Source organism: Streptomyces sp. NPDC054961 (assembly GCF_053609145.1).
In genome coordinates this window covers 56,885-73,750 of the sequence record NZ_JBSGWY010000041.1, presented here as the reverse complement: position 1 = coordinate 73,750, position 16,866 = coordinate 56,885, and the positions used below count along the sequence as shown (strand labels likewise).

Here is a 16,866-nt window from a genome sequence, read left to right as displayed (position 1 = left end):
TCCGCCCCTCCCTCCACATAAACGACGTCGAGCCCTAGCAGTTGCAGAACTCAGCCCGGGGGCCCCCCCCGGCGCGGGGGCGGGGGGGGGGGGGCCCCCCCCCCCCCGGCAAGATCAGTGTCACGGCGGGCGTGGTGATCGGTTTCTCGATCATCGGCGGCTGACAACACGCACATAGGCCTGGTGCCGGCCACGAGCGGCCGGGCACCAGGCCGCCTGTTTGCGGAGGAAGGACGGGTGGCCCGAAGGCGGCCCGGTTGCTAGCCTGACCTGCAATCAGCCTGCTTGACCTGCGAAAAAAGACGCACATGCCGCACAAGCGGCCCCATGACCTGCGGCTGCTCGTCAGCCATCGGCCTCACTGGAGGTCCGTGCCTCACGTTCCTGGGCTCCCAGCGGCCGTGCAGCAAGAGATCGCTCAGATCGAGATACGGACGGCCGGGAATTGGGCGGGCGTCGGCCTGTGGGTCCGCCGCGGCTTCCTTGCGGGCCTCCGTCCGTTGGGTTCGCCTGTCGCTCTCCCACGCTCCGAGGAACAGGAGAATCACGGCACCGGCCGCGCCGGGCACCATGCTGAGAAGTACATCGTTCATGTACATCGGGGCACCACGAGGGGCCTGCAAGGTTCCTGTCCGGCTCCGGCCGACATCTGCGGGCGCACCGCGGTCCGATGACCAAGGGGGCGGAATCAGTCCTCACCGCAGGACGTTGGCCCAGTGGCCCAAGACTGCGGGAAGCTCCTCCGCTTCCACCCAGGCCCGGAACAGTTGTTCTCCCCGCTTCTCCGGCGTACCGGTGTACACACCGACAACCGCATGGTCGTTCATGAGCGCTTCCGCTCTAGTGCCGAAGCTCTTGAACCACACAGATACGTACCCCTGGCGGTACGTCAGCGGTCCGACCTCATACATCTCTTGGGATGAGTCTCCGCCGACGTCTCCGGCATCTCCATTTACGTCCATGATCCGGGACTCTATGCGGTCGCCCGCAAGGTGGGAGGCGATCAGTTCATCTGAGGAGGCGGAAGCGGTCGGCCTGCAGAACTCCCGGAGGGCTCGGTTACTTCATGGGCCGCTCCCGGCGGACGGTATGGGCGCGCCAGTCTCCGAGGACCTCCATGCCTCCTTCGGCCAGAACTGCTCTTCGCAGTCACAGAACCAGACCGTCCCACCCCCACCCGGCCAGGTGTACTCGTCAGACCAGGGCTTGTGCTTGGTGCGCCAGGCGTGCCACGCCGCTCGAATCGCAGGATCCACTGACGTTCCCCTCCTTGTGTGCGAGGCCCGCGCCGGCGCGTCGAGCTGTACGAGGAGTGCGTCTGCGACTGCGACGAGGATGAGGCCGCCGCGTGAACCTTCTCGACCGCGAGGTCCTCACCGCCGCGCGCAAGACGATCGACCGGGGCCTGGCCGTCTTCCCGCTCCCGCTCGGCGGCCGTATCCCCGAAGCCGGGTGGCAACTCCAGGCCACCCGGCTCCTCGAGCGGCTGCCCGAGCTCCTCACCGGGCAAGGAGTCGGCATTTGGCTGCCGGGCCTCCCATGTTGTCGCGCTGGATCTCGACGTCCACGGCGACCAGGACGGCCCCGGCGTACTCGCCACCCTGGCCCACGGCTGCTACTCCGTCGGCGACGACAAGCTGTGGGGGATCAACCGGCGCCGCAAGGGCATCGACCACACCTGGGCCGCCTTGCGAACGATCGGCGCCGCCCGTCCGGACGGCGCCCCGATCTACGTGATCCTCGACAACCTCTCCGCCCACCTGAACTGGAAGATCCGCAGGTGGGCCGCGAAGAACAAGGTCGAGCTGTGCTTCACACCCACCTACGCGTCCTGGGCCAACCCCAACGAGGCCGCCCGGCCTGATCGGGGTTCGCACCGCGGAGAAGTGGAGCCTGAAGGTTCGCCGCGGATCCCCCTGGGTGGGTAACACCTGACCGTCCTGCCCCGCAGGACGGTCAGGTGAGGTCCAGCGGCAGCGCGAAGTGCGTGGCGAGGATCCGTAGCGCACGTCCGCTGCGCCGTCACGGCTTCCCTCGTCGACTCCGGGCCCGCGTCAGCGGAGCAGCGCTATCACCTTGGCGAAGGTGTCGAGCGCCGACTCCTGCACGGTGACGTAGTCGAACCCGAACCGTTCCCGACGGGCGATGAGTTGCTCGGCGATCTGTTCCGGGCTCCCGATCAGCACGGCGGGTACTTCACCGACCTGTTCGGGGCTCAGCGTGCCCCGCAGGAACCGGGAGTAGTCCTCCCGAGCGGCCGCGCGGTCATCCGTCACCTGAGTGCGCAGCACGATGATGTTTCGATGCACGGTGTCCCGGTCGGATGCGCGTAGTTCCGCATCGACCACTGCCACCCGGTCGTCCATCTGCCGATCGGTGAGGAACTGCATCCCCCGACCCTGCGGGTCGAATCCGGTGCCGGCGAACGACACGGTGTCGGCGTGCCTGGCGGCCAGTCTCAGTACCCGGTCACCGTTTCCGCCGATCATCAGGGGTGGCCGGTCGGACGCGACGCCGGGGCCCGGCCAGGCGGCGTTCCAGGCCCGGTTGACCTCATCCAGGGTCTCGACGAGTCGGTCGACGCGCTTGCCCGCCGCCTCGAACGGGATTCCGGCCTGGTCGAACTCCTTCTTCTTCCACCCCGCGCCGAGGCCGACCTCCAGCCGTCCTCCGGTGAGCTGGGCGGTGGTGACGACGTCCCGGGCGAACAGTGCCGGGCTGTAGAACGAGGTGTTGCTCACGAACGTGCCGACCCGGACGCTCCTGGTCGCCTCGGCAGCCAGAACGCACGCCGGGAAGGGCGACGGCATGTCGATGTGGTCGGGCACGGTGATCACGTGGTAGCCGAGGTCCTCGGCACGTCGGGACTTCTCCATCCAGGAGGCCCGGTCTTCCAGCTTCCAGAAACTCACGCCGAACCGCATATTCATCGCACAGCTCCTGTCCTTGAGTGTGGGGAGGCTCAGACGGCGGTGGCCCGGTCGCGTTCGGCCCGGCGGACCGCCGGGCCGATCAGCACTGCCCCGGCGAGGAGCGCCGTCGCCACGATCGCCCAGCCGTAGGGCGCGAGGTCGGTCGCGAACCAGGCCACCGCGGCCGGCCCGAGTGTGGCCTGCGCGACCATCCTGAGGTGGAACGCGCCCAGGTACTCACCCCGGGCGGTGTCTGGCGCCAGCCCGTAGCCGATGCCGAACGCGCCGGCGGACTGCCACAGCTCGCCGGCGGTGATCAGCAGGACGGCGACCACCGCGATGCCGACGGTCGCCCAGGACCCGATGAGACCACCGAGGACCATGACGAGGCAGGCCGCCGCGCTCACCAGCCCGGATCGGCGGGCGGCGGCGACAGCGCCGCCCAAGTCGTCCGAGCCCCGGGCGGCCCGGACCTGCAACAGGACCACCAGCACGGTGTTCAGGATGAACACCAGCGGGATCACGCTGCGCGGTACGCCGTCGACACTGAGGATCCACAGCGGTACACCCACCGCGAGCACGGTGCCGTTGAGGGCGAGCAGGGTCGACACGCCGATCACACCGAGGAACGGGACGTCACGCAGCGCCCTGAACCGTGAGGCGCGTTCGGGTGGCGGCCCGGGGCTGGTGACCGGCAGCCTGACGACCACCAGTGCGGCAAGCACGAAGGACAGGGCGTTGCCGAGCGGCAGTGCCTGCATGGCCGCACCGCCGATGCCGATCAGCCCCGCGGCGATGAGCGCGCCCGCGGAGAAGCCGACGTTGAACACCGAACGGAGCGCGGCCCGTGCGGTGACACGGTCGGATTCCGGGACCAGGTCCATGACCAAGGTGTGGAACAGCGGACCGCTGCCCCATTCGAGGGCGCCTACCAGGGCCACCACCACGAAGAACGTGGGCGCCGAGTCGACCATCGGGTAGATGCAGTAGACACCGGCGAGGGCCAGCATGCTGATCAGCAGCATGCGCCGGGCACCGGACCTGTCGGCTGCCCGCCCCATCAGGACACTGGAGAAGAATCCCGTGAGCCCTGCCACGGACAGCCCGATCCCGACCTGAGTGGTGGGCAACCCGGCGACCACGACGAAGTAGACGGTCGAACTGGCCAGGAACAGGCCGTTGCCGACGCTGTCGAGCAGGTGCAGCACCGCCAGGGGGGCGGCCGGGCCGCGCAGCGAGGCGTAGTTGCTACGAACGAAGGAGGTGATCACGCCGTCCGTCCCCCGGGAACCTTCCCCTGCCGAATCAGCCTCTCGAACACCCGCGTCGTCTCCCCCGGCGGTATTCGTTCGTCGTACACCCACCAATGCCTCATGGCCGCCCACCCTAGACCAATGATCGACGACACGGCAGTGGCCCCGAGCCCTCCCGTCACGGTCCGTGAGTGACGGCCGGTGAAGATCGACGGTCGTGTATGTTCGCGCCTCTGACCGGAGTTGGGGAAGTAGGTGGTGTGATGACAGGGCTGGTCTACGACGACCTGTACCGCTTGATGGCTTCGATGACCGGGGACGAGAAGCATGCCGAGGCGGCGTCTTCCACCCTGGATGTGCTCTGGGTGCTCTACGACCGGGTGCTGCGGGTCGGGCCCGACATGGCGGACGACCGCGACCGGTTCTACCTGTCGAAGGGGCACGGTCCCATGGCCTATTACGCGGTGCTGGCCGCGAAGGGCTTCCTCGATCCGGCCGAGTTCGACCGGTTCGGCACCTACCACGCATCGCTCGGCCACCACCCGGACCGGTTGCTCATACCGGGGGTGGAGATCTCCAGCGGGTCTCTCGGCCACGGTCTCCCGTTGGCCGTGGGCACCGTGCTGGGCCTGCGGGCGCGCGGCCTGACGTCACCTCGGCTGTGGGTACTGCTCGGCGACGGCGAACTCGACGAGGGCTCCAACCACGAGGCCATCGCCTACGCCGGCCGGAGCCGGCTCGAGCAGCTCAACGTCGTCGTGATCGACAACGGCAACGCGACCCAGGGCTGGCCCGGCGGACTGGAGACCCGCTTCGCCGTGGAGGGCTGGGCGACGGCGCGGGTCGACGGGCGCTGCCACACCGAACTCGAAGCGGCGTTCAACGCACCTCATCCGGGTCGCCCCTCTGTGGTGGTCGCCGAGGTCGAATACACCCCCAGCCACTGACCGCACAACCGAGGAGGAGAAGCCATGGCCGGGCAGATGCGAGAGCGGTTCGTCGAGGTCACGACCGAACTGCTCGCCGAACACGAGAACCTCGCGCTGGTCACAGCCGACCTGAGCGCCAAGATGTTCGGCCGGGCCTCCGGCGAGCATCCGGATCGGGTGATCAATCTGGGCATCCGCGAACAGTTACTGATCAGCGTGTCCGGCGGCCTGGCCCTGGCCGGGTTGCGACCCATCGCGCACAGCTTCGCGCCGTTCCTCATCGAGCGGCCGTTCGAGCAGATCAAACTCGACCTGAACCACCAGGACGTGGGCGCGGTGCTGGTCAGCGCGGGCGGGTCCTACGACATCGCCAGCGGTGGGCGGACCCACCAGTCCCCCGGAGACGTGGCGCTGCTGGCCACCCTGCCCGATTGGACGATCCACGTTCCGGGTCATCCCGACGAGGTGGAGGCACAGCTGCGCCGGGCCGCGGCCGGGAGCGGACTGGTCTACATCCGCCTGTCCAACCAGGCCAACGAGAACGCCTACCACCCGGACGGGAACGGGTTCCGGGTGCTGCGCGAGGGCGGGCGGGGCACCGTGATCGCGGTCGGGCCGCTGGCCGACGCCGTACTGGAGGCGACCGGGCCGCTGGACGTGACCGTGCTGTACGCGTCGACCGTCCGGCCCTTCGACGCGGCGGCGCTGCGGGCCGCGGTGGCCGACCAGTCGGAGGCCAACGTCGTGCTCGTCGAGCCCTATCTCGCGGGTACCTCCGCCGCCGAAGTCGCCCGCGCCCTGCCCGACCGGGCTCATCGAACGCTGTCCCTCGGCGTGGGCCTGGACGAATTGCGCCACTACGGCACTCCACGTCAGCACGCGATCGCACACGGTCTCGGGGCGGCGGGTTTGCGCCGCACAATGGCCGAATTCCTTGGATATATGCATTAGTTGGCGGGCAGATGCCCTATCGGAATGATCCAGATCGACGTACCGTCGATGCTTCATCCGGTGCAAACGCGCTGGAACCATCTCAAACCAGAAGGAGTTGGCATGTCTTTTGACGACAAGCTCCGGGCGACCGAGGCTGAACTGCTCATCGCGGAAGCGAACGCGGAGATCGACGAGCTCTCGGACCACTCCCGCCCCATGGTGATCGAGAACATCAACGAGGCCTAAGCACACAGGTCTTCGGTGATCCAATTCTGGGAACCGCTTCGGCGGTCCCAGAGTTGGTCCGGATCCGACCAAGAGGGACGGCTGTGGTCATGGAACATCCGCTGGTCCGACTGATCGACGACGTGGACCTGTTGGGCACCTACTGGAACAAGAAGTTCGGCTTGTTCCCCAAGGCGGCCCCGCCGGACGGCCTGATCGACGAGCACGCCATCCAGGCCCAGCTCGACGCCGGCCTCCTGCGCTGGCCCTATTTCACCCTGATGCGCGAGGGCAACCAGCCCGCGATCGGTGACTTCACCCGATCCCGGTACGTGCTCGGCCAACGCGTCGGATCGTTCGCCGATCCCGAAAAGGTCCGGTCGCACCTCGCCGCCGGCGCCACCATGAAGTTCAGCCAGCTCGAAGACTGGCACCTTCCGATCCGCACTCTGATGCGCGCCCTGGAGACGCGGATCGCCGCCGAACTCAAGGCCTACGTCTTCTACACCCCCTGTGACAACACCGGGATGCTCCCCCACCGGGACGGCTCGCACGTGCTGGCGCTCCAGCTCGCCGGTGCCAAGGAGTGGACGATCTACGACGCCCCCGACCAGATCGACGCGCGTCCGGGGCTGAACGTGGACGCCGACAGCCGCTCGCACACTTTCGTGATGGAACCCGGCGACGTCCTGTACCTGCCCCATGGCTTCCCTCACGTGGCCACCGCCCGGGGCGGCACTTCCCTGCATCTGACCTTCACCATCACCGAGCCGACCCCACGGGACCTGGCCGGGGCCCTGATGGCGACCTTCGAACAGCCGAGGGTCGACCCTGCCCTGCCCCTGGAGGACCGGGCGGCGGCCGTGGCGGAGGCGCTGCTGAACCACCTGGACTTGGCCGACCCGGACGCCCTTGTCGGCGCGGCCGTCGAACGCATGCGGAACAGGACGATCCGATGACGCTACTGGCCGACATCGTCGGAGATGTCGACTCCTTCGCCGCCGAGACATGGGCGCGGCGGCCGGAAGTCTTCCGGTACGAGGCCGGGCCGGACCTGCTCGTACGCGCCGCCGCCTGGGACATGGTCGAGTGCGGGCTGCTGGTCGCACCGTACTTCAGCATGCTCCGCGAGGTCGGCGGCGGCGCGACCACGCAGGGCATCACCACGACCCGCGAGGTGTTGGGCCGGGCATTGCCCGCCTACGCCGATCCGGATGCGGTGCGCGCGAAGTACGCGTCAGGGCGGGTGATCACCCTCAATCAGCCCGAGGACTGGCACATCGGCATCCGCGGCCTGTTGGACGCGTTGCGGGCGGACCTGCGGGGCGGGGCGCGGTCGGCGGTCTTCCTGACTCCGCCCGGCGCGAGCGCGTCTTCGGAGCACACTACGGATCAGCACGCACTGCACTTCCAGCTCGACGGCGAGTCGCACTGGACGCCGCCCTCCGGCCCGGCGATCGGACTCGTTCCCGGCGATGTGCTGTACCTGCCCGGTGCGCAGGACACCGGCTGCGAGGCCGGCCCGGACGGATCGTTCCACCTCACTGTGACCATCGAAGAGCCGACCGGCGCGGAGCTGGCCGGCCTGATCATCGCCGAGTTCCTCGACGGCCCGGCGGCCACCGAGATCGCCGGGACCCACCACTTCCTCACTCCGGCTCAGAAGACCGCTTGGCTGCGTACGGAACTGGGCAAGGCACTGGCCGACCTGGACCCCGCGGCGCTGGTGGACCGGGCCGCGGTCGGCCCACGCCGCGGCGGCCGGACATGAAACCGGACGTCTTGCTCGGCCAGGTCCGCGCGGAGACCGCGCACCGGCTCGGGGACGGCCTGGTGCTGGAGGCCAGGATGACCCGACCCGACCGGCCGTATCCGGTGCCGTTCGTCCTCGGCTACGCCCCTGGGCCGGACGGCGACCTCACCCTGGCACACGCCTACGCCGGGGCCTCCGCGGTGACCGTGCTCGACGACGGGTATCTGTTCCTCTCCGACACCAAGGCGGGCAACGGCCGGAGCCTGCGCCGGCACCGGCCCGGCGCCGAGACGGAACTCGTGCTGAGTCCGGGCCGCGACGTGGTGTCCTACTCCGCCGGCGGCTCCGTGGTCGTCGCGGCGGCCTGGGTGCCCGTCGACCGGGCCGATCCACACCGAACCGCCGTCCTCCTGGACGGCGACCTCTGGCCGCGCTCCGGCTACCAGGCCGCCGGTGAGGTGCTCGGCCTGCTCCTGACATCCCTCGAATCCGGGGTGCCGGAACCACTCGACGTCACGCTGGCTCCGAACGAACGGCTCACTGGACTGTTGTCACTGACCCCGGACGGCAGCCGGTGCGCGGCCGGCGTGGTCCGCTTCCTGCCCGGCGGCCACCGCCGTCACGGTCTGCTGCTCATCCCCGTGGCGGACCCGGCCTCCGCGCAGCCGGTGTGGCCGGGCGGAGATCTGCGGGACGCCGTGCCGTCCCCGGACGGTTCCTGGTTCGCCTGCACGGAGGAGCGGGTGGCCGCCCCGGGGATCGGACCGCGCCAGGGCGTGGTGCTGGTGGCGTCGGACGGCTCCCGGCTGTTGCGGCCCGCCGCCCGTCACCCGCACTGGCTCCAGCCGAGGGCTTGGTCCGGGCACACCCTGCTCTGCGTCGGCGAGGACCACGGCCGGCGGCGTCTGTACACGGTGCTACCGGAGGGCGACCGTCCCGAGCCCGTCGAGCTGTCCGGATCCGTGGGGTCCGTCACCGTCACCGCGGGCGAGGCATTGGTCGTACAGTCCCGGGTGGACCTGCCCCCCGAAGTGGTCGCCGTGGACCTGGTCGGACCCTCCGCGCGCACCCTGCTGACCCCGGCGGCCGCCGCCCGGCCGGCCGGACGCATGGAACGACTCAGCCATCGCGCCGAGGACGGCACGGTGTGGCACAGCTGGCTGTGCCTGCCCGCCGACGAACCGGCCGAGCCGCTGCCGGTACTCGTCTGGTGCCATGGCGGCCCCTTGTTGAGCTGGATCGACTGGTCGTGGCGGTGGAATCCGTGGCCGTTCGTCGCGGAGGGCCATGCCGTGCTGATGCCTGATCCTCCTCTGTCCATGGGGTACGGACAGGAGACGGTCGAGCGGGGCTGGGGCCGGTGGAGTTCCGAGGTGGCCTCGGTCGCCGCCGAACAGATCCGCGCGGCGCTCCGGCGACCTGACCTGGACGCACGGCGCGTCGCCGCGATGGGCGGCAGCTTCGGCGGCTACCTCGCCCTGGCCCTGGCCACCCGGTTGCCCGAGATCCGGCTCGTCGCCAGTCACGCCGGCTGGTCGGACTTCGCCGCCGTGGCCCGCGCCAGCGACCTGCACTGGCACTGGCTTCGGGAGTACGGGCCGGTCGAGGAGTCCGAGGCGTACCGCAGGGAGAGCCTCGCACTGGACGGCATCGATTCGGGAGTCACCGTGTTGCTCTCGCACGGCTGCGCGGACCAGCACGTCCCGGTCGGCGAGGCCCGGGCCATGTACCGGGCCCTGGACACCAGGAAGGTCGACGTACGGCTCATGCTGCTTCCCGACGAAGGCCATAGCATCGAGCGTGCCGCCAACGTGACCGCTTGGTACGACTGGGTCCGCGCGGCCTGCGCGGAGGTGCTGGCAGCATGACGACCACCACGACCACGCTCACCCCGCGGATCAGTCTCGGCCGCGAGCACTGGCTCCCGCCGACCACGGCCGACGCGACCACCGCGGGCGGCACCTCGCTGCGGATCCGCACCCTGGAGGCGACCGCGGACTTGGCTGGCGCGGTACTCGACCGGTGCGGCATCACCCGAATCGCCGACGTGACCGACCTGGACGTGCTCGGCATCCCGGTGTTCAACAGTTGCCGTCCCGACGCCGCCCCCGGCCTCAACACGGTCACCAGCGGCAAGGGCACGACCACGACGGCCGCACGGGTCTCGGCGATGATGGAGGCGATCGAACGCACCTGGTGCGAGCCCCGGGCCGCAGAACCGCCGCTCCGCGCGAGCTACGCCGAACTCGTCGCGGCCGGTCGGCCGACGCTCGACCCCCGGCGGCTGATCCTCCGGCGCGGCCACCGCTGGACCGAGCGGCAGCCGCTGTCCTGGTGGCCGGCGCGCGAGTTGCGCTCCGACACCGAGGTACTCATCCCAGCGCTGGCGGTGTTCACCCCGTTCCCGGACAAGTACGGGATGTTCTCCTCGAACACCATCGGCCTGGCCTCGGGCAACAGCCCGCGCGAGGCACTGCTGCACGGCCTGCTGGAACTTGTCGAGCACGACTGCACCGCGTTCGGCGAGACGCTGCGGGGCGGCCACCGGATCAGGCCGGGCACGTTGCCGGCCGAGGCGCAGGAGCTCGTCGCCCGGTTCGAAGGGGCCGGAATTCAGGTACAGGTGTTCGGCTACGTCAACGAGATCGGCATACCGACCGTCTTCGTCACGACCGACGACACCCACTCGGAGGACGGCCTCCTGATCAACGGCGGCGCCGGCTGTCATCCCGACCCCACCGTGGCGCTCAGCCGAGCACTCACCGAAGCCGCGCAGTCCCGACTGAACGTGATCTCCGGAGCTCGCGAGGACCTCAACGGCCAGGTACACCGCCGACACGCCTCCTACGAAGAGATGCGCAAGATGCTGCACACCTGGAGCGCCGGCCGCTCCGAGCTGGACTTCGGCGAGCTGCCGAACAGCACCACCGGCAGGGTGGAGGGAGACCTCCGACTGGTGCTCGACGGACTCGGGACGGCCGGATTGGATCTCGTGTTCGCCACCGAACTCGCACCGCCCGACCTGCCGTTCTCCGTGACCCAAGTCGTCGTGCCCGGCATCGAGAACCACCACAACGACCCGGCCCGGCTCGGCACCAGACTGCACGCCGCGATGGTCGGAGCCGGATTGGCGAGGTCCCTGCGATGACCCGCACCAGCATGATCCTGTTCACCGGGCCCTCCCTGCGCCCCGCCGACCTGGTCGATCTGCGGGCACTCGCCACGAGGACAGGGCACGACCTGGACGTGCGGCCCCCGGTGCGCCGCCTCGACCTGGTCGAGGTGGTCGACGCCGGCGGCACCGACCGGGTGCTGATCCTGGACGGCGAGTTCGGCCAGAACCTCGCGGTGAGCATCACCGAGATCCGCTCGGTCCTGGCCTCCGGGCAGCCTCTCGCCGGCGCCTCGTCGATGGGCGCGCTCCGGGCCGTCGAGTGCCGGACCCTGGGCATGACGGGCAGCGGCTGGGTGTACGAGCAGTACCTGTCCGGCGCCATCGAGTCCGACGGGGACGTGGCACTCCTGTACGACCCGGAGGACTACTCCCCCGTGACCGTGCCGTTGGCGAACGTCCGCTGGTTGCTGAGCCGAACGGAGCTGTCCGCCGAAGACGCCCGACGCGCCCTGCGCGTGGCCCACGGCCTGCACTTCCGGGACCGGCGGCCTTCCCTCCTGCTCCGGCGGTGGAAGGACCGGCTGCCGGCCGCCGTCGTCAAGGTCCTCGAACCGGAACTGGCCGAAGACCGCCGGGACACCTGGGACCGCAAGCGGCTCGACGCGCTCGAAGCGGTACGCGCCGTACTCGGAGAGGAGAACTGACATGAGCGTCCTTGACGCGCTCGGCGACCCGGCCTGGTTCACCGACGAATGGCCCGCCACGCCCTACCACCGGGTGGACACCGCCTCCGAGTTGCGGACCACACTGACCTGGTCGGCGCTGGACACGATCCTCAACGACCAGGGACTGCAGGCACCGGCGTTCCGGCTGGCCCGCAACCACCAGTTGGTACCGGCGGAGCGGGTGACCCGGCCGGAACGACACACGTCGCAGGCCGTCCAGGGGCTGGCCGACCCGGTCCGGATCGGCGCCGAACTGGCCGACGGGGCGACGCTCGTGCTCCAGGGGTTGCAGCGGTTCTGGCCGCCGTTGGCGGACACCTGCCGACGCCTGGCGGCCGACATCGGGCATCCGGTGTTCGTCAACGCCTACCTGACACCTCGCGCGGAGCAGGGCTTCGGCGCCCACCACGACCCCTACCACGCCTGGCTGACCCAGGTCTCGGGCAGCAAGTCGTGGCGACTGTGGGCGCCGGACCACGACCCGGCGAAGGATCCGGCCGACGTGGAAGTGGTCCTGGCAGAGGGTGACGTGCTGTGGATACCTCGGGGGTGGTGGCACAGCGGGAGCAGCGGCTCGGAGCCGAGCCTGCACCTGACCTTCACCGTCTGGGCCACGAAGCTGGATGCCGTGCTGCGCGCCCTGTTGGCCGAGGTTCTGCGTGATCCCGGGCTGGCCCGGGAACTACCCCCGGGCGCGTTCCGGGACGGTACGCGCACCGAGGCCACGGTGGCCGATGCGAGGGGAGAGATCGCCGACATGATCGCCAAGCTGGCCCCGGAGACGGTCGCGACCCGGGTGGTCGGTGCGCGGCTGGATCAGTTCGCCCCGCTCCCCGCCCGTCCGGTGTCGTCGGTGATCGGCGAAGACCGGGCTGTGCGGTTCCACGCCCATCCGGAGGGGGTCCTGCATTCGGACGGGGCCCGGTTGCGAACGGCCGACCGGCTGATCACCCTGGAGCCCGGCCAGGAAGCCCTATGGCGTGCCGTGTCGGTCCGGACCGACGGCTTCACCCTGACCGAGCTGGACGCGGACCAGGCACTGCTCGACCTCCTGGTCGACGCCAGGTTGGTCTGTGCCGCACCCTGCCCGGGACGCTGACCCATGGACAAAGTCGACGTCAACGGGCTCGCCGAGACCGCCGAGCGCCTCGTGGCCGCGAAGGTCAAGCGGCAGGGCGGCATCTCCACCTACCACGACCACCACATCCGGGGTGCGGTGACCGAGGCCCGGCGCACCGGCCGGTCCGACGAACTGACCGAGTACCTCGCGCTGCTGACGGGTGACCGGTACCGGGACCCGCTGCCGCGCCTCGATCGATCCGACCGGGAGGTGCTCGCGGCCCTCGCATTCCCGGTCCCAAACTTCGTCGCCACCCAGGGCGTCACCGATCACCTCATGTGGGCCGGTCGGCCTCTGTACAAGACGGTGTTCGACCTGGCCGCTTATCCGATGCTGATCGCCGAGCTGGTCCCGGGCACGATCATCGAACTCGGCTCTGGCAGCGGCGGGAGCGCTCTCTGGCTGGCCGACGTCGCAGCGGCGCACGGCCAGCGACCGGAAATCATCTCGATCGATCGCACTCCGGTGGACCTGGCGGACGACCGGGTGCGGTTTCGGACCGGGGACGTCGGACGTCTCGACGAGGTCCTCACCGACTCCGATGACCTGCCCAGGCCCTGGCTGGTGATCGAGGACGCCCACGCACACGTCCGGGCCGTGCTCGACTTCTTCGATGCCCGGCTGACCTCCGGCGACTACCTCTTGGTCGAGGACAGCCTGGCCAAAAGGGCCACCCTCCGTGAGTTCCTCCGCAGCAGTCCGCACCGATACCAGCTCGACACCCGGTATCTGGACCTGTTCGGCGAGAACTCGAGCTGCGCGATCGACTCGATCCTGCGGCGGGTGTAGGGCGCGCCAACATGTGCGCCCTCCCCTGGCCCGACCATCTCATCCCCTGCACCGCGACAAGGACCGACCCATGCACACCAGTACCGCGATCCGCTTGATCGAGCCCGCCGACGCCGCCCCGATCGCCGCCCACCGGATGCGGGACGTCGAGGCCTTCCGACGGTGGGAACCGGCACAACCCGCCGACTTCTTCACCCCGGAGGGCCAGGCAGAGCGGATCGACGGCCTGCTCGCCGGACACCGGGCCGGCACCGTCTGGCCGGGTGTGGTGCTCGCCGGCGACCGAGTGATCGGCCAGGTCACCGTCGGAGGCATCCTGCCGCAGCCACACCTGCGCCGCGGCTCCGTCGGATACTGGATCGCCAGTGTCGCCCAGAACCAAGGGCACGCCGGACGCGCCCTTGGCCACGTGCTCCGCGTCATGACGGACGAACTCGGCCTGCACCGCGCCGAGGCCTCCACCAACCTGGAGAACCTGCCATCGCAACGGGTACTGCGCCGCAACGGATTCAGCCCGTACGGCGTCTCCCACTCCTCGATCCTCCTCGACGGGAGCTGGCGGGACGGCCTGCTGTGGGAACGGATCCTCGGCGACTGAGGGCAGGCGGTGTGCAGGCAGGGCACAAGGGTGACGGTGCAGCCGCGAACGTGTTCAGAATCCGGGGTCAAGGCCCCCCGGCCCCTCTCCCCGCTATGCGGCCACCGCCTCCTTCTCCGGTACGCGCAGCTGGCCGCCTCGGGCCAGGGCGGCGACCGCTACGGCGCACAGCCCGCCGACGGCGGCGAGCAGCGCCCAGGGGGCGAAGACGATTCCTGCGGCCCGTGAGGCGTCCAGGACCGCGCCGGTGGCGAGATTGCCGAGGGTGATGCCGATTCCGCACACGGTGTTGTAGAGGCCATAGTGCGTGGCCACCCACCGGTCGCGGGCCAGCACGACGATGGTGTCCATCTCGAACGGGTACAGCACCGCCGTGGCCAGAGCCAGGCCCGCCGCGCAGGCGAGCAGAGGCAGCACCGCGAGTGCCATGGCCGGCCAACCGGTCGCGGGCGGCCGGGAGGAGGTAAGCAGTGGCGGCAGGAACGCAGCTCCCATCAGGAGCAGACCGGCGACCAGGCATTGCGGCGACGACCAGGTGCGTTTGCACCAGGCCGTGATGCGCAGCTGTCCCAGCAGCGCGACCAACCCGGACACGACGAACAGTGCGCTCGTGGCGACCGTACCGGCCGGGCCTTCTCCCGTCAGCCGCTGTGTCTCCAGGGGGAGGGCGAGGTAGATCTGGAAGGACAGGATGTAGGAGCCGGTCATCGCGGCCGCGAACAGCCAGAAGGGCTTGTTGCCGAGGACGACTACCGCCTGCGTCCGCAGGGACACGCCTTCGTCGGCGGGGCCGCCGCTCCGCTCGGGGAGGTGGCGGGTCTGGAGCACCGTCAGGCCGGCGAACAGAGCCGCAGCCACCAGGCACGTCACGGGAAACGACACAGCGAGCAGGGCCATCCCGACCAGCGGCCCGAGGAGGATGCCGGTCTGGTAGAAGACGTTGAACAGCGCGAACGCCTCCACCCGCCGCTCACCGGCTTCGGCTGCGAGGTAGGCCCGCACCGCGGGGTTGAACAGCGCGCCGGCCAGTCCCGTGGCCGCGGAGGCGGCGATCAGCGTCGCCAGGGAGTCGGCGAACGCCAGGGCGGTGAACCCGGCCGTGCGCAGTGCGCAGCCGGCGACGATCAGCGGCTTGTAGCCGAGCCGGTCGGCGAGGGCGCCGCCGATGAGGAACATGCCCTGCTGGGAGAGGTTGCGGACGCCGAGGACAAGGCCGACCGCCCAGGCCGCCATCGCCAGCGAGCCGGAGAGGTGGGCGGCGAGGTAGGGCATCAGCATGTAGAAGCCGAGGTTGATGGTGAGCTGGTTGATCAGAAGCAGCTGCACCGCCGTGTCGAACGAGCGGGCCTGGCGCCACAGACCGGTCACCGGCCGGCTCCCGTCTGCGGCGTGTCGGCCGGGGCGGCGGCGCGATCCAGTGGGTCGAGGACGCGGGGGCAGCGCGTCCAGGCGGTGACTTCCCGCTCGCCGGGGTCCCTGAGGAAGTCCGGGTCCTGGGCTGGTCGGATGCCGAGGAGGTTGTTCGCGGTGCAGTAGTCGTCGTTGAAGACGGTGTCGAAGTAGCGGTGGGGACCGTCGGGGAAGACCGCGACGATCCGGGTCCCCTGGGGGCTGGTGCGGGCGAGCCATCCCGCGACCAGGGCGACGGCGCCGACGCTCCACCCACCGGTCGCGTAGTGGCGGGAGGCGAGGGCCCGGGCGACCCAGACGGCCTCGCCGGGTGCGACCCAGTGGACTTCGCTGAACGCCGGGTAGTCGACGTTGCCGGGGTGAATGGAGGACCCCAGGCCCCTCATGAGCCTGGTGCGGGCCGGCTGGCCGAAGATGGTGGAGCCGATCGTGTCGACGCCGACGAGCTGCAGCCCGGGCATCCGCGGACGCAGGGCGCGCGCGATGCCCGCGGAATGACCGCCGGTGCCGACCGCACAGACCAGGATGTCGATGGTGTCGAGCCGCTCGGCGAGTTCGGCGGCGAGCGGGGCGTAGGCCTCGACATTGTCGGGGTTGTTGTACTGGTCCGGGCACCACGCGGCCGGATTCTCAGCACAGAGTTCGGCGACCTTGTCGAGTCGCGCCTGCTGCCAACCGCCGGTGGGGTGCGGCGCGGGCACGAGATGGACCTGCGCGCCGTGCGCGGCCAGCAGCCTGTCCATGATCGGTTCCATGCCCGGATCGGTGACCACGTGGACGGGGTGGCCGTAGAGGACACCGGCCAGGGCGAGACCGAGCCCGAGCGTGCCGGAGGTCGACTCCACGATCGGGGCGCCGGGCCGCAGCTCGCCGCGTTCACGGGCCCTGGCGACCATGTGCAGGGCCGCGCGGTCCTTGATCCCTCCCGGGTTGAAGCCTTCGAGCTTGGCCCAGAAGCCCTGCGGAGCGCGGGCGAAGGGTTCGTCGACGTACAGCATCGGCGTTGAGCCGACAGCGGAGAGCAGGCTGGGGTCGTGGGCAGGCAGGGGTGAGCTGAGGTGCTTCATGAAGGTGCGGCTTCCTGTGTGCGGGCGCACGTTTCCG

15 protein-coding genes and 1 pseudogene are annotated in these 16,866 nt (G+C 70.1%); 12 read left to right on the top strand and 4 right to left on the bottom strand.

Annotated features, from left to right (window positions below; translation table 11 throughout):
* Positions 1–1,598 precede the first annotated feature (1,598 nt).
* Positions 1,599–1,853 (top strand): annotated as a pseudogene (locus ACWF9Z_RS29340) (transposase); the annotation flags it as partial.
* Positions 1,854–2,054: 201 nt separating this feature from the next.
* Here the strand turns inward: ACWF9Z_RS29340 and ACWF9Z_RS29335 are convergent.
* Together ACWF9Z_RS29335 and ACWF9Z_RS29330 are read right to left on the bottom strand one after the other, a co-directional pair.
* Complete coding sequence (locus tag ACWF9Z_RS29335; protein WP_453606882.1) at positions 2,055–2,912, bottom strand: TIGR03621 family F420-dependent LLM class oxidoreductase; 858 nt, start codon at positions 2,910–2,912, stop codon at positions 2,055–2,057.
* Positions 2,913–2,962: 50 nt separating this feature from the next.
* Positions 2,963–4,183, bottom strand: coding sequence for an MFS transporter (locus ACWF9Z_RS29330; protein WP_453606880.1), 1,221 nt, complete (start codon positions 4,181–4,183; stop codon positions 2,963–2,965).
* 203 nt (positions 4,184–4,386) lie between these two features.
* Between ACWF9Z_RS29330 and ACWF9Z_RS29325 the strand changes: the two genes are divergently transcribed.
* The 11 genes from ACWF9Z_RS29325 to ACWF9Z_RS29275 all read left to right on the top strand — a co-directional run bounded on the left by ACWF9Z_RS29325 (position 4,387) and on the right by ACWF9Z_RS29275 (position 14,352).
* The gene (locus tag ACWF9Z_RS29325) at positions 4,387–5,112 is read left to right on the top strand and encodes a transketolase (protein ID WP_453606878.1); all 726 of its coding nucleotides are present in this window, start codon (positions 4,387–4,389) and stop codon (positions 5,110–5,112) included.
* Positions 5,113–5,136: 24 nt separating this feature from the next.
* Entirely contained in the window at positions 5,137–6,045 is a 909-nt protein-coding gene (locus tag ACWF9Z_RS29320) for a transketolase family protein (protein WP_453606875.1), read from the top strand.
* Positions 6,046–6,147: 102 nt separating this feature from the next.
* A complete protein-coding gene (locus tag ACWF9Z_RS29315; protein ID WP_267088209.1) occupies positions 6,148–6,273 on the top strand; it encodes a hypothetical protein in 126 nt (41 codons plus the stop codon).
* Positions 6,274–6,362: 89 nt separating this feature from the next.
* Positions 6,363–7,211, top strand: a complete 849-nt coding sequence (locus ACWF9Z_RS29310; RefSeq protein WP_453606872.1) for a JmjC domain-containing protein — start codon at positions 6,363–6,365, stop codon at positions 7,209–7,211.
* Positions 7,208–8,023, top strand: coding sequence for a hypothetical protein (locus ACWF9Z_RS29305; protein WP_453606870.1), 816 nt, complete (start codon positions 7,208–7,210; stop codon positions 8,021–8,023). Before ACWF9Z_RS29310 ends, ACWF9Z_RS29305 begins: the two co-directional genes overlap by 4 nt.
* Positions 8,020–9,873 carry a prolyl oligopeptidase family serine peptidase gene (locus tag ACWF9Z_RS29300; protein WP_453606867.1) on the top strand — a complete coding sequence of 618 codons (1,854 nt, stop codon included), beginning with the start codon at positions 8,020–8,022 and terminating at the stop codon, positions 9,871–9,873. Before ACWF9Z_RS29305 ends, ACWF9Z_RS29300 begins: the two co-directional genes overlap by 4 nt.
* Positions 9,870–11,153, top strand: coding sequence for a YcaO-like family protein (locus ACWF9Z_RS29295; protein ID WP_453606864.1), 1,284 nt, complete (start codon positions 9,870–9,872; stop codon positions 11,151–11,153). The genes ACWF9Z_RS29300 and ACWF9Z_RS29295 overlap by 4 nt, the downstream gene beginning before the upstream one ends.
* Positions 11,150–11,824 (top strand): TfuA-like protein, encoded by a 675-nt coding sequence (locus ACWF9Z_RS29290; protein WP_453606861.1) that lies wholly within the window; start codon positions 11,150–11,152, stop codon positions 11,822–11,824. Before ACWF9Z_RS29295 ends, ACWF9Z_RS29290 begins: the two co-directional genes overlap by 4 nt.
* 1 nt (position 11,825) lies before the next feature.
* Positions 11,826–12,944 carry a JmjC domain-containing protein gene (locus ACWF9Z_RS29285; RefSeq protein WP_453606858.1) on the top strand — a complete coding sequence of 373 codons (1,119 nt, stop codon included), beginning with the start codon at positions 11,826–11,828 and terminating at the stop codon, positions 12,942–12,944.
* A 3-nt stretch (positions 12,945–12,947) separates the two neighbouring features.
* Positions 12,948–13,754 carry a CmcI family methyltransferase gene (locus ACWF9Z_RS29280; RefSeq protein ID WP_453606855.1) on the top strand — a complete coding sequence of 269 codons (807 nt, stop codon included), beginning with the start codon at positions 12,948–12,950 and terminating at the stop codon, positions 13,752–13,754.
* A 70-nt stretch (positions 13,755–13,824) separates the two neighbouring features.
* Positions 13,825–14,352 carry a GNAT family N-acetyltransferase gene (locus tag ACWF9Z_RS29275; RefSeq protein WP_453606852.1) on the top strand — a complete coding sequence of 176 codons (528 nt, stop codon included), beginning with the start codon at positions 13,825–13,827 and terminating at the stop codon, positions 14,350–14,352.
* A gap of 93 nt (positions 14,353–14,445) precedes the next feature.
* On the opposite strand, the gene ACWF9Z_RS29270 is transcribed toward ACWF9Z_RS29275, so the two are convergent.
* On the bottom strand, positions 14,446–15,720 hold the full coding sequence (locus ACWF9Z_RS29270; protein ID WP_453606850.1) for an MFS transporter: 1,275 nt from the start codon (positions 15,718–15,720) through the stop codon (positions 14,446–14,448).
* Positions 15,717–16,829 carry a PLP-dependent cysteine synthase family protein gene (locus ACWF9Z_RS29265; protein WP_453606848.1) on the bottom strand — a complete coding sequence of 371 codons (1,113 nt, stop codon included), beginning with the start codon at positions 16,827–16,829 and terminating at the stop codon, positions 15,717–15,719. Before ACWF9Z_RS29265 ends, ACWF9Z_RS29270 begins: the two co-directional genes overlap by 4 nt.
* Positions 16,830–16,866: the final 37 nt, after the last annotated feature.